Annotated in this window: 16 protein-coding genes; 14 read left to right on the top strand and 2 right to left on the bottom strand. The window is 72.6% G+C overall.

Annotated features, from left to right (window positions below; genetic code table 11):
* Positions 1-160: 160 nt before the first annotated feature.
* The 9 genes from VF202_07715 (at position 161) to VF202_07675 (ending at position 10787) form a co-directional block, all read left to right on the top strand.
* Positions 161-901 (top strand): FadR/GntR family transcriptional regulator, encoded by a 741-nt coding sequence (locus VF202_07715; protein HEX7039979.1) that lies wholly within the window; start codon positions 161-163, stop codon positions 899-901.
* Complete coding sequence (locus tag VF202_07710; protein ID HEX7039978.1) at positions 885-2459, top strand: ABC transporter substrate-binding protein; 1575 nt, start codon at positions 885-887, stop codon at positions 2457-2459. Before VF202_07715 ends, VF202_07710 begins: the two co-directional genes overlap by 17 nt.
* Before the next feature lie 54 nt (positions 2460-2513).
* Positions 2514-3353 carry an ABC transporter permease gene (locus tag VF202_07705; GenBank protein HEX7039977.1) on the top strand — a complete coding sequence of 280 codons (840 nt, stop codon included), beginning with the start codon at positions 2514-2516 and terminating at the stop codon, positions 3351-3353.
* Positions 3354-3362: 9 nt separating this feature from the next.
* The gene (locus VF202_07700) at positions 3363-4289 is read left to right on the top strand and encodes an ABC transporter permease (protein ID HEX7039976.1); all 927 of its coding nucleotides are present in this window, start codon (positions 3363-3365) and stop codon (positions 4287-4289) included.
* Positions 4290-4308: 19 nt separating this feature from the next.
* A complete protein-coding gene (locus VF202_07695; protein ID HEX7039975.1) occupies positions 4309-6138 on the top strand; it encodes a gamma-glutamyltransferase in 1830 nt (609 codons plus the stop codon).
* 130 nt (positions 6139-6268) lie between these two features.
* Positions 6269-7408 carry an FAD-dependent oxidoreductase gene (locus VF202_07690; protein HEX7039974.1) on the top strand — a complete coding sequence of 380 codons (1140 nt, stop codon included), beginning with the start codon at positions 6269-6271 and terminating at the stop codon, positions 7406-7408.
* A 34-nt stretch (positions 7409-7442) separates the two neighbouring features.
* Entirely contained in the window at positions 7443-8351 is a 909-nt protein-coding gene (locus VF202_07685; GenBank protein ID HEX7039973.1) for an acetamidase/formamidase family protein, read from the top strand.
* Between the two features lie 66 nt (positions 8352-8417).
* The gene (locus VF202_07680) at positions 8418-10154 is read left to right on the top strand and encodes an ABC transporter ATP-binding protein (protein ID HEX7039972.1); all 1737 of its coding nucleotides are present in this window, start codon (positions 8418-8420) and stop codon (positions 10152-10154) included.
* A 240-nt stretch (positions 10155-10394) separates the two neighbouring features.
* Positions 10395-10787 carry a hypothetical protein gene (locus VF202_07675; GenBank protein HEX7039971.1) on the top strand — a complete coding sequence of 131 codons (393 nt, stop codon included), beginning with the start codon at positions 10395-10397 and terminating at the stop codon, positions 10785-10787.
* A gap of 84 nt (positions 10788-10871) precedes the next feature.
* Here VF202_07675 and VF202_07670 read toward each other — a convergent pair whose 3' ends face one another.
* Together VF202_07670 and VF202_07665 are read right to left on the bottom strand one after the other, a co-directional pair.
* Positions 10872-12221: a hypothetical protein gene (locus VF202_07670; GenBank protein HEX7039970.1), complete on the bottom strand. Its 1350-nt coding sequence runs from the start codon at positions 12219-12221 to the stop codon at positions 10872-10874.
* Between the two features lie 84 nt (positions 12222-12305).
* Positions 12306-15119 (bottom strand): BTAD domain-containing putative transcriptional regulator, encoded by a 2814-nt coding sequence (locus VF202_07665; protein HEX7039969.1) that lies wholly within the window; start codon positions 15117-15119, stop codon positions 12306-12308.
* A gap of 140 nt (positions 15120-15259) precedes the next feature.
* Between VF202_07665 and VF202_07660 the strand changes: the two genes are divergently transcribed.
* The 5 genes from VF202_07660 to VF202_07640 all read left to right on the top strand — a co-directional run.
* Positions 15260-15745 carry a DinB family protein gene (locus VF202_07660; protein HEX7039968.1) on the top strand — a complete coding sequence of 162 codons (486 nt, stop codon included), beginning with the start codon at positions 15260-15262 and terminating at the stop codon, positions 15743-15745.
* Positions 15746-16039: 294 nt separating this feature from the next.
* Positions 16040-17050, top strand: a complete 1011-nt coding sequence (locus VF202_07655) for an ABC transporter ATP-binding protein (GenBank protein HEX7039967.1) — start codon at positions 16040-16042, stop codon at positions 17048-17050.
* Entirely contained in the window at positions 17047-17856 is an 810-nt protein-coding gene (locus VF202_07650) for an ABC transporter permease (GenBank protein ID HEX7039966.1), read from the top strand. The genes VF202_07655 and VF202_07650 overlap by 4 nt, the downstream gene beginning before the upstream one ends.
* 76 nt (positions 17857-17932) lie before the next feature.
* Positions 17933-19093 carry a sensor histidine kinase gene (locus VF202_07645; protein HEX7039965.1) on the top strand — a complete coding sequence of 387 codons (1161 nt, stop codon included), beginning with the start codon at positions 17933-17935 and terminating at the stop codon, positions 19091-19093.
* Between the two features lie 120 nt (positions 19094-19213).
* Positions 19214-19774, top strand: a 561-nt coding sequence (locus tag VF202_07640; GenBank protein HEX7039964.1) for a response regulator transcription factor, incomplete at its 3' end; no start/stop codon positions are given.

The raw sequence follows: 19774 nt of genomic DNA, 5'->3' as shown, positions 1-19774 counted from the left end.
CGCCCCAGCCCCCGCGCTTAACCTCCTCGGAACACCGAGAGGAGGTCGCCCGAGTGGGGGCAAGCGGCGCCGCCAGCGTTCTCGAGGTCGACCGTTGTCCGACAACCGGGCAACCGGTCGGCCCGACGCCCATGGGCGCCGGCCCGCTCCACCAGGACGCATGCTGACGCTCGAGAAGATCAGGAAGCAGACCGTCACCGACACGATCATCGAGCAGGTCGCCGAGCGGATACGCGCCGGCGAGCTCCGCCCGGGCGACCCCGTCCCCAACGAGCTGCAGCTCGCCGAGCAGCTCGGCGTGAGCCGCAACTCGGTGCGCGAGGCGCTGAAGGCGATGCAGGTGGTCGGGATACTCGAGCGCAGCCACGACGGCACCGTCGTCGGGCCCCGGGCGCTCGTGGCCGTGCTGCACCAGGACCTGCGCGTCGATCTCGCCGCGAAGCGGCTCGACATCGTGCACCTCTACGAGGCCCGTCGCTACGTCGAGGGCGACATCGCGGCGCTGGCCGCGGCGCGGCGCACCGACGGCGACCTGGCCGAGCTGCGGCGCCAGGTGCAGGCCATGGAGGCCAGCGCGGAGGTCGACGACTTCGACGCCTACTTCGCGCTCGACATGCGGTTCCACGCGACTGTCTGCCGCGTCGCCGGCAACGTCGTCTTCACCCAGATCTGGACCCTCATCCACGAGCTGATCCTCGGCGCGCGCGGCGACTGGGAGCCGCTGCCCGGCCTGGTCGAGCTGTCGAACGAGAACCACCGCGCGCTCGTCGAGGCGCTGGCGGCGGCCGACCCGGAGCGGGCGCGCGCCACCGTCCACGAGACGCTTCTGCGCGTGGAGACGCTGATCCTCGAGGGCCTCGAGGCGGGGGGCGGAAGGAGCAGCAATGGGAGAAGTCCGTAGGTCCACGGCAGCCGGGCGTCGCCTCCGGCACCTCGTCGCCCTCCTCGCGGCGGCGTTCCTCGGCCTCGCCGCCGCGAAGGGGACCATCACGGTCGGGGCGCCGACCGAGCCACCCACCCTAGACCCGCAGCTCGACGCCGGCGGGCCCTCCTCCGTCGTCCAGGAGAGCATCTTCGAGACCCTGGTCGCCTTCGACCAGAACATGGTCCTCCAGCCCCACCTGGCCACCGGCTGGGAGGTCTCGGACGACGGCCTCGAGTACACGTTCACCCTGCGCGAGGGCGTGACGTTCCACGACGGCACGCCTCTGAACGCCGAGGCCGTGAAGTTCACGTTCGACCGCGCCCTGGGCGAGGTCGACGGCCGGCAGAGCCGCTACGTGACGCTGCTGAGCCAGCTCGACCGCGTCGAGGTCGTCGACGACCTCACCGTGAGGTTCGTCCTCAAGCAGCCGTTCGCGCCGTTCATCAACAACCTCGCGCAGCTCGGCAACGCGATCATCAGCCCCACCGCCTACCAGGAGCTGGGCGACGGCTTCGGCCGCCAGCCGGTGGGCACGGGCCCGTTCCGCATCGTCGAGTGGGTCACGGGTCAGTCGATCACCCTCGAGCGCAACCCGGACTACTGGCAGGACGGCCTGCCGCTCCTCGACGGCGTCGTGTTCCGCTACATCCCCGACGGCAGCTCGCGCGTCATCGCGCTGGAGTCGGGCGAGGTCGACCTCATCCTCCAGGTGCCCGAGCCCGACTTCCTGCGGCTCGAGGCCGAGGGGCAGTTCCAGACGTACAAGGCCGAGACGCTGCGCACGGTGTTCCTGTGGTTCAACCCCAACCAGCCGCCCTTCGACGACGTCGCCGTGCGCGAGGCGATCACCATGGCGGTCGACCGCGAGGGCATCGGCGCGGCGATCCTCGAGGGCCTGCATAGGCCGGCCACCCAGGCCTCCTTCTCGCCGAACGTCTTCGGTGTCAGCGAGATGGAGCACCAGCTCGTCTACGACCCCGAGGCGGCCGCCGCCGCGCTCGACGCCGCCGGCTGGCAGGTCGGGCCGGACGGCATCAGGGTCAAGGACGGCCAGCGCCTGAGCTTCACGCTCTACACGACTACGAACCGGTACCCGAAGGACGCCGAGATCGGCGCGTACCTGCGGGCCAGCCTGGCCCGCGACCTGGGGGCCGAGGTGGAGCTCGGCACGTACGAGTGGGAGACGTACCGCGACCACATCTTCGCCAAGGACCTGGGGCTCTTCCTGTTCGGCGCGGGCGTGAGCACCGGCGACATCGACTACGTGATGACGATCATCTTCCACAGCAGCAGCACGAACTACAACCAGTACGTCACGTCGGTCGACGACGACATCCTCACCGCCCAGACGATCACCGACCCCGAGGAGCGTGTCGCGGCCTACCGCGAGATCCTCGACGCCATCGCGGAGGAGTACCTGTGGGTGCCCCTCTACTGGCAGAGCGACCTGCACGCGGCCAGGCCGGGCGTGGAGGGCTTCGCGGCCCACCCGCTCGAGAAGGTCAGCTTCCTGAACGTCAGCGTGGGAGAGTGATCGCGAGTCGCTAGCGCGGTACCCAGCCTGAGGAGCGAAGCGGGGCGGCGCCCCGTGCGCCGTCCCCTGAAGCTCAACTCCGGCCTCGTCGTCGGCGGGCTGCTGAGCCTGCTGTTCGTGGTGGGCGCGGTGGGCGTCGACTGGTTCGCGCCGGTGGGGCCGGACGACGGCGACCTGCTCGACCGCCTCCAGCCGCCCTCGGCTGAGCACCTCCTCGGGACCGACACCCTCGGGCGCGACCTCTTCTGGCGCCTCGTCTACGGCGCGCGCATCTCCCTGCTGGTGGGCGTGTCCAGCGTGGCCGCCGCGATCGTGATCGGCGCGCCGCTCGGCCTCACCGCGGGCGTCCTCGGCGGGCGCTGGGACGCGCTGATCATGCGGGCGATGGACGTGCTCCTCAGCGTCCCGAAGATCCTCGTCGCGATCCTGATCATGGCGGTCACCGGCGCCGGCCTGGGGAACCTGGTGTTCGCGATCGCGCTGTGGAACGTGCCAGTCTTCGCCCGCATCGCGCGCTCGAACACGCTGTCGCTGCGCGAGCGCGACTTCGTGACGGCCGCCTACGCCGTGGGCGCGTCGCGTCCGCGCGTGATCCTGCGCCACGTCCTGCCCAACACGTTCGGCGAGCTGATCGTGATCACGAGCCTCTCGATCGCCACGGCCATCATGGCCGAGTCCGGCCTCAGCTTCCTGGGCCTGGGCGCGCCGGCCCACCTGCCCTCGTGGGGCCAGACCATCGCCGAGGGACGCCCGTACCTCCGCAACGCACCGCACGTGACGGCCTTCGGCGGGCTGTTCGTGATGCTCGCCGTGCTCGGCTTCAACCTGCTCGGCGACGGCCTGCGGGACAGGCTCGACCCGCGCTCGAGGGGGGCGACGCTGGGTGAGGGGTAGCGCCCTGCGATGAGCCCGCTGCCGTACATCCTCAGGCGGCTACTCCAGGCCGTCCCGACCGTGGTCATCGTGGTCACGGCCGTGTTCCTCGCGATCAGGCTGGCGCCGGGCGACCCCGCCGCGCAGATCCTCGGCCTGAACGCCTCCGAGGAGGCGATCGCGCGGGTCCACGCCGAGCTGGGCCTCGACGATCCCGTGTGGCAGCAGTACCTGCGCTACTGGTCCGACGCGCTCCGCGGCGACATGGGCGTCTCCTACCGCACCCGCGAGCCGGTGTTCGACGCCCTGGTCGCGGCGTTCGGGCACACCCTGCTCCTGGCCGTGTCCGCGCTCGCGCTGGCGACCGTCGTCAGCCTCCCGCTGGGCGTGTGGGCCGCCACGACGCGTTCGCCGTGGGTCGACAGGGCGCTCACGACCGTGGCCAGCCTCGCGCTGGCGACGCCCGTCTACTGGCTGGGCCTGCTGATGATGCTCGTCTTCTCCCTGCGCCTGGGCGTCCTGCCGTCGACCGGCTCCGGCACGTGGCGGCACCTCGTGATGCCCGCCGTCGCCGTCTCGATCGCGAGCATGGCGCACATCATGCGGCTCACCCGCGCCAGCATGCTCGAGGCGCTCGCCCAGCCGTTCGTCACGGTCGCGCGCTCGAAGGGCGTGCGGCGCGTCCGTCTCGTCGCCAAGCACGCGCTGCGCAACGCGCTCCTGCCCGTCACCACCCAGGTCGGCCTCCAGTTCGGGAACCTGCTGGGCGGCTCCGTGCTCACCGAGACCGTGTTCGCCTGGCCCGGGCTCGGCCGGCTCGTCGTGAACGCCGTCTACGCCCGCGACTTCCCCCTCATCCAGGGCGCGATCGTCGCGCTATCGCTCATCTACATCGTCGTGAACCTGCTCGTGGACGTCGTCTACTCGTTCCTCGACCCCCGCGTGCAGCTCGCCTGAGGTGGCGCAGGAGGCGAAGTTGTCCGAAACAGATCGCAAGGAGCCGTCAGGACCCGGCCGCAGCGACCTCGCACGGGGCGGCTCCCCGACCGCCAGCTCCCCCACCGCCAACGCCGCGGCCGGCGCCCACAGCTTCTCTTCCGGCGGACGACCCACGGTGCTGGCGCCGCGCGCGATGGTCTCTACCGGCCACTACCTCGCCAGCGCCGCCGCGCTCGACGTGCTGCAGCGCGGCGGGAACGCCGTCGACGCCGGCGTGGCCGCGGGCCTCACCCTCAACGTCGTCCACACCGACATGAACACGCTCTCCGGCGTGGCGCCGATCGCGCTGGCGGTGGACGGGCGCGTCGCCACGATCGCGGGCATCGGGACCTGGCCGGCCGCGGTCACAGCGAAGGAGCTCCGCGAGCGCTTCGGCGGGATCCCGAACGGCGTCGAGCGCTGCGTGGTGCCCGGCGCCGCGGCCGCGTGGCTGACGGCCCTGCGCGACTACGGCACGATGTCGTTCGCCGAGGTGTCGGCCGCCGCGCGCCGCTACGCCGCCGAGGGCTTCCCGGTGCACACGTTCATGCGCCACGCCATCGGCTCGTTCCTGCACGTCTACCGCCGCTACCCGGAGAACGCCAGGCTCTACCTGGTGGACGGCGAGCCGCCCGCAGTGGGGACCCTACTGCGTCAGCCCGAGCTGGCCGCCACGCTCGAGGAGCTGGTGGCGGCCGAGGCGCGCGCCGCGGGCCGCGAGGCCGGCATCGACGCGGCGCTCGACCACTTCTACCGGGGGCCGATCGCCCACCGCATGGCCGCGTACATGCGGGAGCACGGCGGCTACCTCCGCTACGAGGACCTGGCCCTGTACCAGGTCGAGGTGGCGCCGCCCGTGAGCGCCCGCTTCGGCGAGCTCGAGGTCCTGACCTGCGGCCCCTGGAGCCAGGGGCCCAGCCTGGCGCTGGCCCTGGGCATCCTCCGCGAGTTCGACCTGGCGGCGCTGGGCCACAACAGCGCCGGGTACGTGAACGTCGTCGCCTCGGCGCTGGACCTGGCGTTCGCCGACCGCAACGCCCACCTCGGCGACCCCAGGCACCGCGACGTGCCCCTGGCCGAGCTCACGTCGGACGACTACCTGCGGTCGCGCGCCGCCCTGGTGCCGTCCGCCGGCAGCGCCTTCGCCTCGCCCCCGCCTCCTGGCGACCCGCGGGGCGGACGCGCCGAGGCGCCCGAGCTGGCGCGCCACACCGAGGGCTTCGGCGTCCCGGCCAGCCGCCCGCCCGCCGACACGAGCTGCGTGACCGTGGTCGACGCCGACGGGAACCTGTTCGCCGCCACGCCCAGCGACGGCTACAGCGGCGGACCCGTGATCCCCGGCCTGGGGCTGCACGTCTCCGAGCGCGGCGCGCAGTCGTTCCTGGAGGACGACGACCCGAACGTGGTCGCTCCGGGCAAGCGGCCGCGCCTCACGCCGAACCCGGTGCTAGTGCTCAGGGACGGCCGCCCGCTGATGGCGATGGCCAGCCCGGGCAACGACAGGCAGGTGCAGGCCATGCTGCAGGTGCTCCTCAACCTGTTCGTGTTCGGCATGACGCCGCAGGAGGCGGTCGAGGCGCCTCGCTTCGCGAGCTACAACTTCCGCGCCAGCAGCTGGCCCGGCAACCTGGAGCCGGGGCTCCTCGCCCTCGAGGAGGGGATACCCGACGCCACCGTGGACGCGCTGCGCTCCTGGGGCCGCGACGTCCGCCGCTGGCCGCACTGGTGCTGGTCGGCAGGGGGCGTCTGCCTGTCGCTGGTGCTCGACAACGGCGTGCGGGCGGGCGCGGCCGACCCGCGGCGGGAGAGCTACGCGGTGGGGACGTGACGGGCGAGGTGAGGGCCATGGGCTTCGAGGCTAGGCGGTGCCCGTCCGCTGCGCGGCGCGTGCCGGGGCGCGGGACGACCGTCTCTCGGCTGCTGCACGGGGAGGCTCGGCCGATACCTAGGGAGGCGACGTGAGCGACCTGATCGTGATCGGGGGTGGGCTGGCCGGGCTGTCGTGCGCGTACCGCGCCAGCCGCATGGGGGCGCGGGTGACCGTGATCGACCGCGAGGACGCCGGCCAGGCCACCGCGGCCGGCGCCGGCATCCTCACGCCCGGCACCACGCGCAACGCCGGCGACGCCTGGTGGCAGGCGTTCGCGTTCCCCGCCGTGCGCTACTACGACGAGCTGCTCGGCGAGCTCGCCGAGGACGGCGAGACCGACACGGGCCACACGCGCACCGGCCTGCTCCACGTCGCCACCACCGACGAGGAGCTGGCGCGTCTGCCCGAGGTGGAGGCGACCGCCCTGCGGAGCCGCTCGCTGGGGGCGCCGCTGGTCGACGACGTGCGGCTGATCGACGGGGCCGAGGCCCGGCGCCTCTTCCCCGCGCTCGGCGACGTCCCCGGCGCGGTCCACGTGAGCGGCGCCTGTCGCGTCGACGGTCGGCTGCTGATGGGCGCGCTGCGCCGCGCCGCCGTCAAGCGCGGCGCGCGCTTCCTGAACGAGGGCGCCGCCGCGATCAAGGTGTCGGGGGGTCGCGTCGCCGGCGTCGAGCTGCTGGGCGGCCGGGTCGAGACCGCCGCGGCGGTCGTGGTCGCCGCCGGCGCCTGGTCGGGCGGCCTGCTGGGCCAGCTCGGCGTCTCGGCGCCGGTCTCCCCGCAGCGCGGGCAGATCGCGCACCTGCGGTTCCACGACCTCGAGACCGGCCACTGGCCCACGGTCATGGGCTTCCACTCGCACTACATGCTCACGTTCCCGGGCGGCCGGGTCGTGGCCGGCGCCACCAGGGAGGGGGACTCTGGCTTCGAGGTCCGCGTGACCGCGGGCGGCGCGCACGAGGTGCTGAGCGAGGCCCTGCGGATCGCCCCCGGCCTGGCGCGGGCGCGCGTCGACGAGTTCAGGGTCGGTCTCCGTCCCGCCACGCCGGACGGCAAGCCGGTCCTCGGCCGCACGCCCGTCGAGGGCGCGTACGCGCTCACCGGCCACGGGCCCTCCGGGCTGCAGCTCGCCCCCTACTCGGGCGCCAGGGTGGCGGAGCTGGCCCTGGGCGCCGCCGACGGCGCGGAGCTGGAGCCCTTCGCCGTCGACAGGTTCAGGGTCGAGGCCTGAGCGTGGCGGACGACGGCACGAGGAAGGCCCACCGATGACGAGGCGGGTCCTCGAGGGGTCCGTCATCTACCACTTCACGCCAGACGCCGCGCCGGTGTGGCGCGTGGACCCGGGCGAGCCGCTGACCGTGCGCTGCCCCGACGGCATGCGCGGACGCATCCGCACCGAGGAGGACCACTACGTCCGCGTGGACCCCGACAGGGTCAACGACGCCGTGGGGCCGATCCACGTGAACGACGCGCAGCCGGGCGACGCGCTGGCCGTGCGGCTCGAGGAGGTGCGCGTGCCCGCCGACCAGGGCTACGTCCTGCTCATCCCCGGGTTCGGCCTGCTGCGGGACAGGGTGGCGGCCCCCAAGACGAAGATCTGCCGCATCGACGAGCGGGGCGTCCACTTCGGCGACCTCGTGCTGCCCTTGCGTCCCTGCATCGGCACGATCGGCGTCGCGCCGGCCGCCGGGCGCGTCAGCACCCTCTACCCCGGCGACCACGGCGGCAACATGGACACCACAGAAGTGACGACAGGCGCCACCCTCTACCTCCCCGTGTCGGCCCCGGGCGGGCTCCTCGCGCTGGGCGACGGCAAGGCCGTGATGGGCGACGGCGAGGTGTGCGGCACCGGCGTGGGCGTGCCGCTCGAGGTAGACCTGACGTGCGACGTCGTCCGCCGGGCGGGCCTGCGGCGGCCCGTGCTCGAGACACCCACGCACTGGCAGACGATCGGCAGCGCGCCCGACCTGGAGGGCGCCGTGAGGCTGGCCACCGAGGACATGGTCGAGCTGCTGATGCGCTCGCAGGGACTCTCGTTCGAGGACGCCTACATGCTGTGCAGCCTGGTGGGTGACCTGAGGATCAGCCAGGTCGTGGACCCCTGGATGACCGTGCGGATGTGCGTGCCGCGCGAGCACGTGCGCGGCGCGCTGGTGGTGGCGCGGGCGAGCTAGGGACGCGGCCGGCGGCGCCGGCGCCCCCGCACGCCCTCCCGACGCCCGACCGGATACCATCTCCCGGTGGTCAGGCGGTTCTTCGAGTACTACCGGCCCTACAGGGGTCTCTTCCTGCTCGACTTCTCGTCGGCGGTGGTGCTCGGCATACTCGAGCTCGCCTTCCCCATAGCCGTCCAGGGCTTCATCGACGGCCTGCTGCCCAGCGGCCGCTGGCGCATCATCGCGCTGGCCGCGCTCGGCCTGGCGCTCGTCTACCTGCTGAACACGGCCCTCACCTTCGTCGTCACCTACTGGGGCCACATGCTCGGCATCAACATCGAGACCGACATGCGCCGCCGGGCCTTCGACCACCTGCAGCGGCTCTCGTTCCGCTTCTACGACGAGCAGAAGACCGGCCACCTCGTGGGGCGCATCGCCAAGGACCTCGAGGACATCGGCGAGCTGGCGCACCACGGCCCCGAGGACGTGTTCATCGCGATCATGACGCTCATCGCCTCGTTCGTCCTCATGCTCTTCGTGAACGTGCCCCTGGCGCTGATCACGATGGCGATCGTGCCGTTCACGGGCTGGTTCACGACCCGCTACGGGGGGAGGATGACGCGCACCTGGCGCGAGATCTACGCGCGCGTGGGCGCCTTCAACGCGCGGCTCGAGGAGACGATCGGCGGCATCCGCGTCGTCAAGGCGTTCACGAACGAGGAGCACGAGCGCAGGCTGTTCGCGAAGGACAACCAGGCGTACCGGTCCACGAAGCTCGAGGCCTACCGCATCATGGCCCTCACCCACTCGTCGAGCTACCTCAGCATGCGGCTCACCCAGCTCGTCGTCATGGTCGCGGGCAGCTACTTCGTGATCACCGGCGGCCTCTCCTCGGGCGGCTTCGTCGCGTTCCTCCTGCTCGTGAACGTCTTCTTCAGGCCGATCCAGCAGATCAACCAGGTCATCGAGCTCTACCCGCGCGGCATCGCCGGCTTCAAGCGCTACCTCGAGCTGCTCGGCACCGAGCCGGACATCGTCGACAGGCCGGGGGCCGTCGAGGTCGAACACCTGCGCGGCGACATCGCCTTCGAGGGCGTCTCGTTCTCCTACTCGAGCCACCTGCCCGTCCTCGAGGACGTGAGCCTGAGCGTCGCCGCCGGCGAGACCGTGGCGTTCGTGGGGCCGTCCGGCGCGGGCAAGACGACGATCGCCTCGCTGCTGCCGCGGTTCTACGACGTCGACGCCGGCCGCATCACGATCGACGGCATCGACGTGCGCGACATGACGATGGCGTCGCTGAGGCGGCAGATCGGCATCGTGCAGCAGGACGTGTTCCTCTTCGCGGGGACGCTGCGCGAGAACATCGCCTACGGGAGGCTGGGGGCGAGCGACGAGGAGATCCTCGACGCCGCCCGTCGGGCGCAGCTGGGCGACCTGCTGGCGAGCCTCCCGCACGGCCTCGACACGCTCATCGGCGAGCGCGGCGTCAAGCTCTCGGGCGGCCAGAAGCAGCGCCTCTCGATCGCGCGCATCTTCCTGAAGAACCCGCCGATCCTCATCCTCGACGAGGCGACCTCGGCCCTCGACACCGAGACCGAGCGGGCCATCCAGCAGGCGCTCGAGGAGCTCTCGAAGGGGCGCACCACGCTCGTCATCGCGCACCGGCTGGCGACGATCAAGCACGCCGACCGCATCGTCGTCGTGGACGGCGGGCGCGTCGTCGAGCAGGGCCGCCACGACGAGCTGCTGCGCGAGGGCGGCGTCTACAGCCGCCTGCACGAGGCGCAGTTCGGCGACGCGGCGCGCGCGATCAGCGCCTGAGACGCGACGCCACGTCCGGAAGACCCAGGAGAGGACGGCACGAACGCCGCGCCCCTCCCAGGGAACCCCGCTCCCACCGGCCCTGACCCGCCGGCCGGCCGCGTCACGCCGGCATCACGAACGCATCACGGCCCACCACGCATCCTCCGCGCCAGGGGGTGACCCAGCCGGGCGCAGAACGGACCGCAGGGGTCCCGAGGTCCCGGCGCAGCGCGGAAGCGCGGAGGAGGTAGACGGAAGATGCGGAAGCTCATCCTGTTCTTGTCGGTGGTCGTGGCGGCGAGCATGGTCCTCGCCAAGGACATCGAGTTCGAGCCCGGGTACGGCCCGGCCACATCCGGATCCGGGACCGCGCGCTACAGGGACGTGGAGTTCGAGCCGATCCTGGCCGACGCCATGGCCCTCCAGGAAGCGCGCCGGGCCGCCGGCGAGGCGAGCCTGGCCGCGGGCGCGGCGGAGCTCACGCCCGGCGAAGGGTACGTGATCGTCGCGCGGTCGATCAGGACGAGCGACGGGCGCCTCGTGCGCATCTTCGAGGAGGCCTCCGACCCCTTCGTCTCCAACGAGTTCGGCGACGCCTTCTACGGCGTCGAGTCGGTAGAGCGGCTCCTCTGCCGGGCGACCGCGTACTGACGCGGGCCCGGTTCGGGGCGCGGGGGGAGAGCGCCGACCGGCGAGAACCGGTCGGCGCCTTCTTCTGTCTCGTCGAGCCGTGGGTCAGTTGCAGTCGTCGATCGCGTCCACCAAGCGCACGTCCAGGTCGGTCCCCGCGGAGAGCCTCGGCTCGGCAGGCGGCGCGTGTTGACAGACCGGCTGCTGGCTGGCCATGTCCAGCGCGGCGTACAGCGACACGATGGGAGCGGCGAACGAGGTCCCGGCGTAGGAGAGTAGGGTCCCCGCGCCCAGCGCGCCTTCAGGAGTGAGCGGCTCGAACTGGGTCCACTCCCCTGGCAGCGTGACTTCACCGACGTTCGAGTACCTACCCGGGAAGGCGCGCGGTTCGGCCTGCACCGCGACACCGACCACCTGGTCCCAGCCGGCCGGCAGCATCTGCCAGGGCAGCGAGAAGTTCCCCGCAGCCGCCACGAGGGCCCTGCCGGGGACGCCGAAGTCCGGGACCCTGCCCTCGCCGTCGAGGACGGCCTCGAGCCCGGGGTGGACGACCGACGCCAGCTGGGCTACCACGTCGGTGAGGCTCTGGTTGGTGAGGTCCACGCCGATGGCCTTCAGGTAGTCCTCGAAGGTCCTGTACGCGTTCCTGTTGGCCAGGAAGTCCTCGATGGTCTTGCAGGGCAGGAAGACCCAGCTCATGTTGACGACGACGCCCTCGGGGTGCGAGACCTGCTTCGCCTCGTCCACGACCCCCCTCACGCCGTCGTTCAGCGCCGTGAGCACGTCGTCGGCGGTGATCAGGGGAGAGCCCGTGACCTGGGACAGGTCGAGACCCACCACGACGAGTCGTTGGCCCGTGGCGCCCTGGACCCACACCGTGAGGCCGTCGCCGAGGGCGGAGGCGTCCACGGTGAAGCCGCCGAGGGAAGCGATCGCGACGTTGAGGTGGTGCATGACCAGCGCGCCGTGCGACAGCTCCCCGGCGGCGATGAGGCCGTCGATCTCGGCGAGCGTGGTGGTCGCGGCGACAGGGTCCTCCAGCTGGGACGGCAGCCGGTACCGCCCGCCCGAGAAGTCGTCGGCGACGACGATGACCACGTCGGTGGCCATGACCTGGTCTCGCAGGAACGGCCGTGTGGCCGGCCTCCCCGCCCTCGCGATCGCCTTGTCCACCGTGAGCGGGAGCAGCGTCGTGTTCGGGTGGACCAGGTCGGGGTCCTGGAACGTGATCGACCCGCGCACCATCCCGCCTGTCGACCCCGACAGGTAGAGGGTGGAGCCGGAGAGGTACAGGTCCTGCCCGGGCGTGTTGAGCTCGTGCGCGACACAGCGCTCCGGACCCAGCTCGTCCGGGACGTTCACCTCCACCTGAGGCGGCCTACTGGCGACGGTCACAAAGGAGAGCAGTAGCAGCGACGCGACCGCGGCGGCAACGCGGAACTCCTTCTTACCCATCACATCCCCTCCGATCGTCTCGGTGCTCGGCCGACGCCGACTGCCCTCCCCTGCCCTCCTCCCCCGGCGCCTCGGCGCCCGGCGTCATGCCCTGAGGTCGTAGCCGTGCTGCTCGGCCAGGTTCTCGATCTTGCTCAAGTGGACGGTCACGTGGTTGGCGACGTAGAGGGCGCGGGCGACCCTGAGGTGCTCGGCCGCCTCATCGTGACGGCCGACGCTCGCGAACATCTCACCCAGCTCCACGCGGGCGAACGCCTCCCAGATCTGGTTGCCGACCTGGCGCGCCAGGCTCAAGGCCGCGTGGCGCGCCGCCACCGCGTCGTCGAGCCTGCCGAGCTTGTGGTCCAGCTCGCCCAGGTTGAGGGTCGCGAAGTACCGCCGCCTCGTCAGCTCGAAGGGGTGGACCGCCTCGGGGTCCGGGACGTTCTCGACCGTCTCCCGGGAGCGGAGGTAGAGCTCCCTGGCCGCTTCCAGGTCGCCCTCGCGCCCCTGCACGAACGCGCGGTGCTCGTAGACGATGGAGAGCGCGACAGGGTCACCGCTCTCGTGCGCGAGGGCGAGCGCGCGGTCCAGCTCCGCCTGCCCGACGCCCGGCTCGATGATCCTCCGCATCACGCCGCTGAGGCTCACGAACACGGCCTCGCGACCGACGTTCTCTGTCCTCCGGGCGAGCTCGGCGGCGGCCCGGTACTCGGACAGCGCGCGCCGCGGGTCGCCGCGGTGCAGACCGTAGGCATCTCCTACTCTGCCGCGCAGGTCACGCGCGGCCTCCAGCGCCCCCGACGCCCCCGCGGCCTCTGCCGCCCGGTCGAGCAGAGCGAGCGTCTCGTCGTCGTGGCCGTGCGCCTGGAAGTAGCCCAGCTCCAGCTCGAGGAGCTGCATGAACGCGACGAGCTCGGCGTTGAGGCGCCTCTCGGCCGCCCTGCGCATCGCGGCCCTGAGGTCCCGCATCTCCGCCCGGACCTCCTGCTGCACCTGCGCCGGTCGAGGACCCTTGGCCCGGTCCGTGCGCTCCCTCAGGAAACGGAGGTAGTAGGCGGAGTGCCTGAGCTCCACGGCGCGCTGCTCGCCCGCGTCCTCCGCCAGGCGCTCCCTGGCGAACGACAGCAGGAGCGGGTGGCGGTCGTACCGGCCGTCCTGGTCCAGCCGCAGCAGCGACTTGTCGACCAGCGCCGCCAGGACGGTGCGGCTCGCCCCGGCGACGAAGGCCGCCGCCTCTGGCGTCACCGGGCCGACGAACACCGCCAGGCGCCGCATGACCTGCCTCTCGGCGTCTGTGAGCCGCGACCACGACTGCTCGAAGACGGCCCTCACGCTCTCGTGACGCGCCGGGACGTCGGCCGACGCGGCCCTGAGGCCGCCGGGGTCGAGCTCGAGCTCCTCGACGAGAGCGCCCAGCGGCACGGCCCTGAGCCAGGCGGCGACGAGCTCGATCGCCAGCGGCATCCCCTGCGTCGCGGCGAAGAGCCGGCGGAGGTGCGGCAGGTCCTCCTCCGTGAGGCGGAAGCCCGGCCGCACGCGACGGGCGCGCTCGAGCAGCAGCTCGACCGCGGCGTACCCCTCGAGGTCGGCGAAGGGGACGTCCCCACCGGGGTAGTCGAGCCCGCCGACGAGGTACGTCCACTCGGCCTCGAGGCCCAGGCGCTCCCTGGTCGTGACCAGCAGCTTCACCCCGTCGCCCGCCGCCAGCAGGCGCGGCAGGAGCACGGCAGCGCCGAGGACGTGCTCGAAGTTGTCGACCACGATGAGCAGGCTCCCGCCGGCCACGCGCCGCTCCACCGCCTCCCAAGGGTCGCCCCCGGCGGACCGGGGGATCCCCAGCGCGGCGGCGATCGCCGGCAGCACCTCCTCGGCAGAGGAGGCCGTCTCCAGCGGCACGTAGACGACCGCGCCCGGCCCCTCGCCGGCGAGCCTCTGCGCGGCGGCCAACGCCAGCCGCGTCTTGCCCACCCCACCGGGTCCCGTGAGGCTGAGCAGACGGCAGTCGGGGGTCTGCAGGAGCGCGGCCACCTCCTCGAGCTCCGCCTCGCGCCCCACGAAGCTGGTGGCGGGCACGGGCAGGCGCTGGTAAGCGTCGGCGGTCTCGACCGTGGGGCCGCCGGCCGGCGCCACCCCCTCGGTGGCGCCACCCTCCTCACGCGCTCCGGCAGGGGCCGCCGTGCCCGCGGGCGCCGGCTGGGACGGCGCGGCGGCCGCCGCCAACGCCTCCTCGTAGGCCAGCACGGTGTCGGAGGTGGGCTCCATGCCCAGCTCGCGCTCGAGCCTCGCGGCGAGCTCGCGGTAGGCGCGCGCGGCCGCCGTCGGCCGGCCCCACCGCGTCAGCGCCCGCATGTGGTCGCGCACCGCCTCCTCGTCGAGGGGGTCGGCCTCGAGCAGCCGCCTCGCCAGCTCGGACGCCTCGTCCTCGTCCTCGGGACCGAGGTCGCCGAGCCGGCGCAGCGCGAGCGAGCGCCAGCGCGAGTAGAGCTGCTCGCGCTCCATGTCCAGCCAGCCGTCGAACTCGTCGCCGGCGTCGCCGCCGACGTCGCGCAGGAGCGGGCCCTGGTAGGCCGCGAGCGCTGCCTTCACGTCGCCGCGCGCCAGCGCCTCGTTGAAGGTCGCCACGTCGGTGGGCACCTCCCACCGGAGCTGGTGCTTCGTGGCTTCCACGCCCGGCGCGAACGGCAGCGAGTCGAGTCGCTGCAGCAGAGCCCTGAGGTTCTGCCGCGAGGTGGAGGTGTCGGAGTCGGGCCAGAACAGGAACGCCACGCGTTCGCGGCCCACCCAGCCGCCGGCGTAGGCGAGGTAACCGAGGAGCTGATAGCGCTTGTCGGGCGCGAACGGCACCTCGCCGACCCCCGCCACCGCCGCAGGACGACCCGTGAGCCTCACGAACCCCACCTGCGTGCCCGTGGGCATGTCAACGAATCATAGGGACCCGCGGCGGAGGCGGCGCCGACAACGGTACAGGCCCGGCCTGCCCGGGCTTCTGCCAACCCCCTTGACTCTACCTTAGTTATTTAGGTATCCTGGCCCTCCGTCGACCAGAGGAGGAGGAGATGACAGAGCAAGCGGTCGTTGCCACCGGCGCACTTTCCACCGACGAACTGCTCGCCCACTGGCAGGGCCATCGCGGCCTCACGCGCCGCGTGATCGAGGCCTTCCCCGACGACCAGCTCTTCGTCTACCGGGTCGCTCCCATGCGCACCTTCGGGGAGCTCGTGCACGAGATGCTGCACATGACGGTCCCCATAGCCGTCGGTGCCGCCACGGGGGAGTGGCGCGGGTACGGCGCCGGCGAGCTGCCGCGCGACAAGGCGGGCCTCCTCGAGCTCTGGGACCGGGACACCGCGAAGCTCAACGAGCTGTGGGCACGGGTGACGCCCGAGCGCCTCCACGAGGACGAGGTCGCCTTCGGCCAGTACCCCGGCAAGATCATCAGCCACGTCCTCTACGCCATCGACAACGAGATCCACCATCGAGCCCAGGGCTACGTCTACCTGCGCGCGCTCGGGGTGGAACCGCCCCCTTTCTGGGAGCGCTGACGCCGGCAGCAGGTCGTGTAGCGGAACCGCCCGCCCCTTGGATCCCGCACAGACCGCCGCTTCGGCGCTACCGGGTCGCCCTCCTCGCCTAGCGAGGCGGGCGGCTCGCGTTTCGTGGGTCGTTACGTGAGGCGCGCTCTCCTCGGACCCGCGCGGCGGCGACACGCACGTGGCGGCGCGCCGACCCGCGCCGCGGCCCGCAGCCTAGACGGGCACGCCACATGACACCTGTCACCCGGCGCGGCTGACCGAAGGCACTGCCGTGTACCACGGCCCGGGGGCCATCCTCGGGGCGTGAACGAGACGTACGTAGCCCAACTGGAGAGGGTCACGAAGCGCTACGGCGACGTCCTGGCGCTCGACGAGGTGACCCTGCGCGTCCGGGCCGGCGAGGTGCTGGCCGTGCTCGGGCCGAACGGCGCCGGCAAGACGACGGCGGTCAGCACCCTGCTCGGCCTGCTGCGCCCGGACGAGGGCGCCGTGTCGCTGTTCGGCACCAGCCCCAACGACGTGTCGGCGAAGGTGCGCGTGGGGGCGATGCTGCAGATCAGCGGCGTGCCGCCCACGCTCACGGTCCGCGAGCACGTCACGGCGTTCGCCGCCTACTACCCGGCGCCGCTCGCCGTGGACGACGCCATCGCGCTGGCCGGCCTCGGCGAGGTCGCGAACCGGCAGTACGGCAAGCTCTCGGGCGGCCAGAAGCAGCGCCTCCACTTCGCCCTGGCTATGGTCGGCGACCCGGACCTCCTGTTCCTCGACGAGCCCACGACGGGTCTCGACGTCGAGTCGCGCCGCGACTTCTGGCGCCAGGTGCGCTCGTTCAGCGCCGAGGGGCGCACCGTCGTGCTCACCACGCACTACCTTGAGGAGGCCGACGCCCTCGCCGACAGGATCGTCCTGCTCGACCACGGGCGGGTCATCGCCGAGGGCTCGCCGGCCGAGATCAAGGCGCGCACCGGTGGCAAGGTCGTGAAGGCCGTGACCAGGCTGGCGCCCGAGCGGCTCGCGGACCTGCCCGGCGTGAGCCGCGTCGAGCGCGTCGGCACCGCGACCGAGCTGTACACGGGCAGCGCCGAGGCCACGGTGCGGGCGCTGCTCGCCGCCGACGACGGCCTCCACGGGCTCGAGGTGAAGGGCGCGACGCTCGAGGAGGCGTTCCTCAACATCACGGGCGGGCACGGGCCCGCCGACACCGGGCGCGGCGACGGCGCCGGCGGCGTCCAGGCCGGCACGACGCCGGGCGATGGCCGCGCCGGGACAACGCGCGGAGCAAGCCGCGCCGACAGGGAAGGGGTGTACGCATGACGACCGCGACGTTGGCCGCCGAGGCCGCGGACGCGCGCCCGCGGCGCAACCTGCTCGGGCTCGTCCTGAGCGAGACCAAGTTCGAGTTCCTCAAGCTGCTCAGGATCCCCATGTACAGCGTCGCCACGCTGGCGTTCCCGCTGATGTTCTTCCTGCTGTTCGGGTCGTTCTACGGCGACGCGCAGACGCAGGGCGTGACCGTGGCGCGCTACATGGTCGCTACGTTCGGCGCCGCCGGCGTCCTCTCGGCCGCGCTGTTCGCCTTCGGCGTGGGCGTCGCGTCGGAGAGAGGGCAGGGCTGGATGCGCCTCAAGCGCGTCTCGCCCATGCCGCCGGCCGCCTACTTCCTGGCGAAGATCGGCATGGCGCTGCTGTTCGGGGCGCTGATCGTCGTCGCGATCACGCTGGCCGGCGCCGTGACGCAGGGCGTGCGCGTCGCCTTCCTCGACTGGCTGTCGCTGCTCGGCGTGCTGCTGCTGGGGGCGTTCCCCTTCGCGTCGCTCGGGCTGGCGATCGGCTACATGGTGGGGCCGAACTCGGCGCCGGTGGTGCTGAACCTGCTCTACATGCCCATGGCGTTCGCCTCCGGCCTGTGGATGCCGGTGGAGATCCTGCCGCCCGTGGTGCAGGGCATCGCGCCCTACCTGCCCACGTTCCACTACGCCCAGCTCGCGGTCGGGACCATCGGCGCGACGCCGTTCGGCGACGCCGCGCGCCACGCGCTCTACCTCCTCGCCTTCACGCTCCTCTTCCTCGTCGTCGCCTACGTCGCCTACAGGCGCGACGAGGGCAAGACCTACGGCTGAGATGCACACGGCAGGCGATGGGCGGTGGACGCCCGCGTCGCCAGCTGAGGGGCGAGCGCCGCGTATCCTCGACGGGATGCGCTGGCGCTCGTTCACAGTTCCCAGGCGGGCGCTCCCGTGGCTCTTCTACCTGGGCATCCTCGTCTTCCAGCCGCTGTTCGACGCCGACGCCACGTGGGTGGAGTGGTCCGTCACCGCTCTCATCGCGCTGGTGTTCCTGCCCGTCTACGGCTGGACCGAGCGCCACGCGTGCTCCCGGCCCTACCTGTGGAGCGGCAAGCCGGGCGGCGTCCTCGGCCTCGTCATCATGCTCGCGATGGGCGTGCTCCTGGCGCCCCTGAACGCCGGCACCAGCGTGTTCTTCGTCTACGCCGCGGCGATAGGCGGCCAGCTCCGCCCGCGCCGCCTCGCCGTCCGGGCGCTGGTGGCCACCACCGCCCTGGTGCCGCTGGCCGCGCTGCTCGCCACGGTGCCGTTCCCCTTCGTTCTCTACCCGTACCTGCCGGCGCTGATCTTCGCCCCCGTGGTGGGCGTGACGAACTACCTCGTGCGCGAGCGCGAGGACCAGAACGCCAGGCTCCGCATGGCGCAGGACGAGGTCGAGCGGCTGGCGACGATCGCCGAGCGCGAGCGCATCGCGCGCGACCTGCACGACCTGCTCGGCCACACGCTCTCGACGATCACTCTGAAGTCGGAGCTCGCCGCCAGGCTCGTCGCCCGCGACCCCGAGCGCGCCGCCAGGGAGATCGCCGACGTCGAGCGCATCTCCCGCGACGCGCTCGGCCAGGTGCGGGAGGCCGTGAGGGGCTACCGCTCGTCGGGGCTCGAGGGCGAGCTGGCGAACGCCAAGCTGGCGCTCGAGGCCGCCGGCGTGGAGTATGACTACTACTTCGAGCGCCTCGACCTCTCGCCCGCGGCCGAGAGCACCCTGGCGCTGGCCCTGCGCGAGGGCGTCACGAACGTCGTGCGGCACGCCGGTGCGTCGCGCTGTCAGGTGCGGCTGGAGGCCAGGGGCCACGACGTCGTCCTCACCGTGAGCGACGACGGCAAGCTGCCGCCGGACGCCGACTTCGGCAACGGCCTCACCGGCATGCGCTCGCGCGTGGAGGCGCTGGGCGGCGCGGTGTCGCTGCGGTCGACCGGTAGGTCCACGCTCCTCGAGGTGAAGGTGCCGCTCCGGGCGCGCGGCGGTGAGGAGACGGCGAGCGCGGCCATGGAGGCGCCGGCCACGGCGTGAGGGCGCGAGGTTCGTGATGGTCGAGGAGCAGGCGTGAGGGTCGTCGCCGCCGAGGACCGGGCGTGAGGGTCGTGACCGCTGAGGAGCGGGCGTGAGGGTCGTGACCGCTGAGGAGCAGGCGTGAGGGTCGTCATCGCCGAGGACCAGGCCATGGTGCGCGGCGCGCTGGCCGCGCTCCTCGAGCTGGAGGGCGACATCGAGGTCGTGGCGCAGGCCTCGGACGGCGACGAGGCGCTGGCCCTGGTGAGGGAGCACGCGCCCGACGTGCTCGTCACCGACATCGAGATGCCGGGCACCACGGGCCTCGAGCTCGCCGCCGCGGTGGCGGAGCTCAGGCAGCGCGGCGAGCTGGCCACCAAGGTCGTGATCCTCACGACCTTCGCCCGCGCCGGCTACCTGCGCCGGGCCCTCGACGCCGGCGCGACCGGCTACCTCCTCAAGGACGCCCCGGCCTCGCGGCTCGCCGAGGCCATCAGGCGCGTGCACGCGGGCGGCCGCGCCGTCGACCCGGAGCTGGCCCTCGAGGCCTGGAGCGAGGAGGACCCGCTCACCGACCGCGAGCGGCGCGTGCTGCGCATGGCGGCGGAGGGCCGCACGACGGCGGCGATCGCCGCTACCCTCGGCCTCTCGGAGGGGACGGTGCGCAACTACCTCTCCGAGGCGATAGGCAAGCTCGGCGCC

This window comes from Trueperaceae bacterium (assembly GCA_036381035.1).
Lineage (GTDB): Bacteria > Deinococcota > Deinococci > Deinococcales > Trueperaceae > DASRWD01.
The sequence above is the reverse complement of the archived record's forward strand: the minus strand, read 5'-3'. Positions and strand labels throughout refer to the sequence as shown.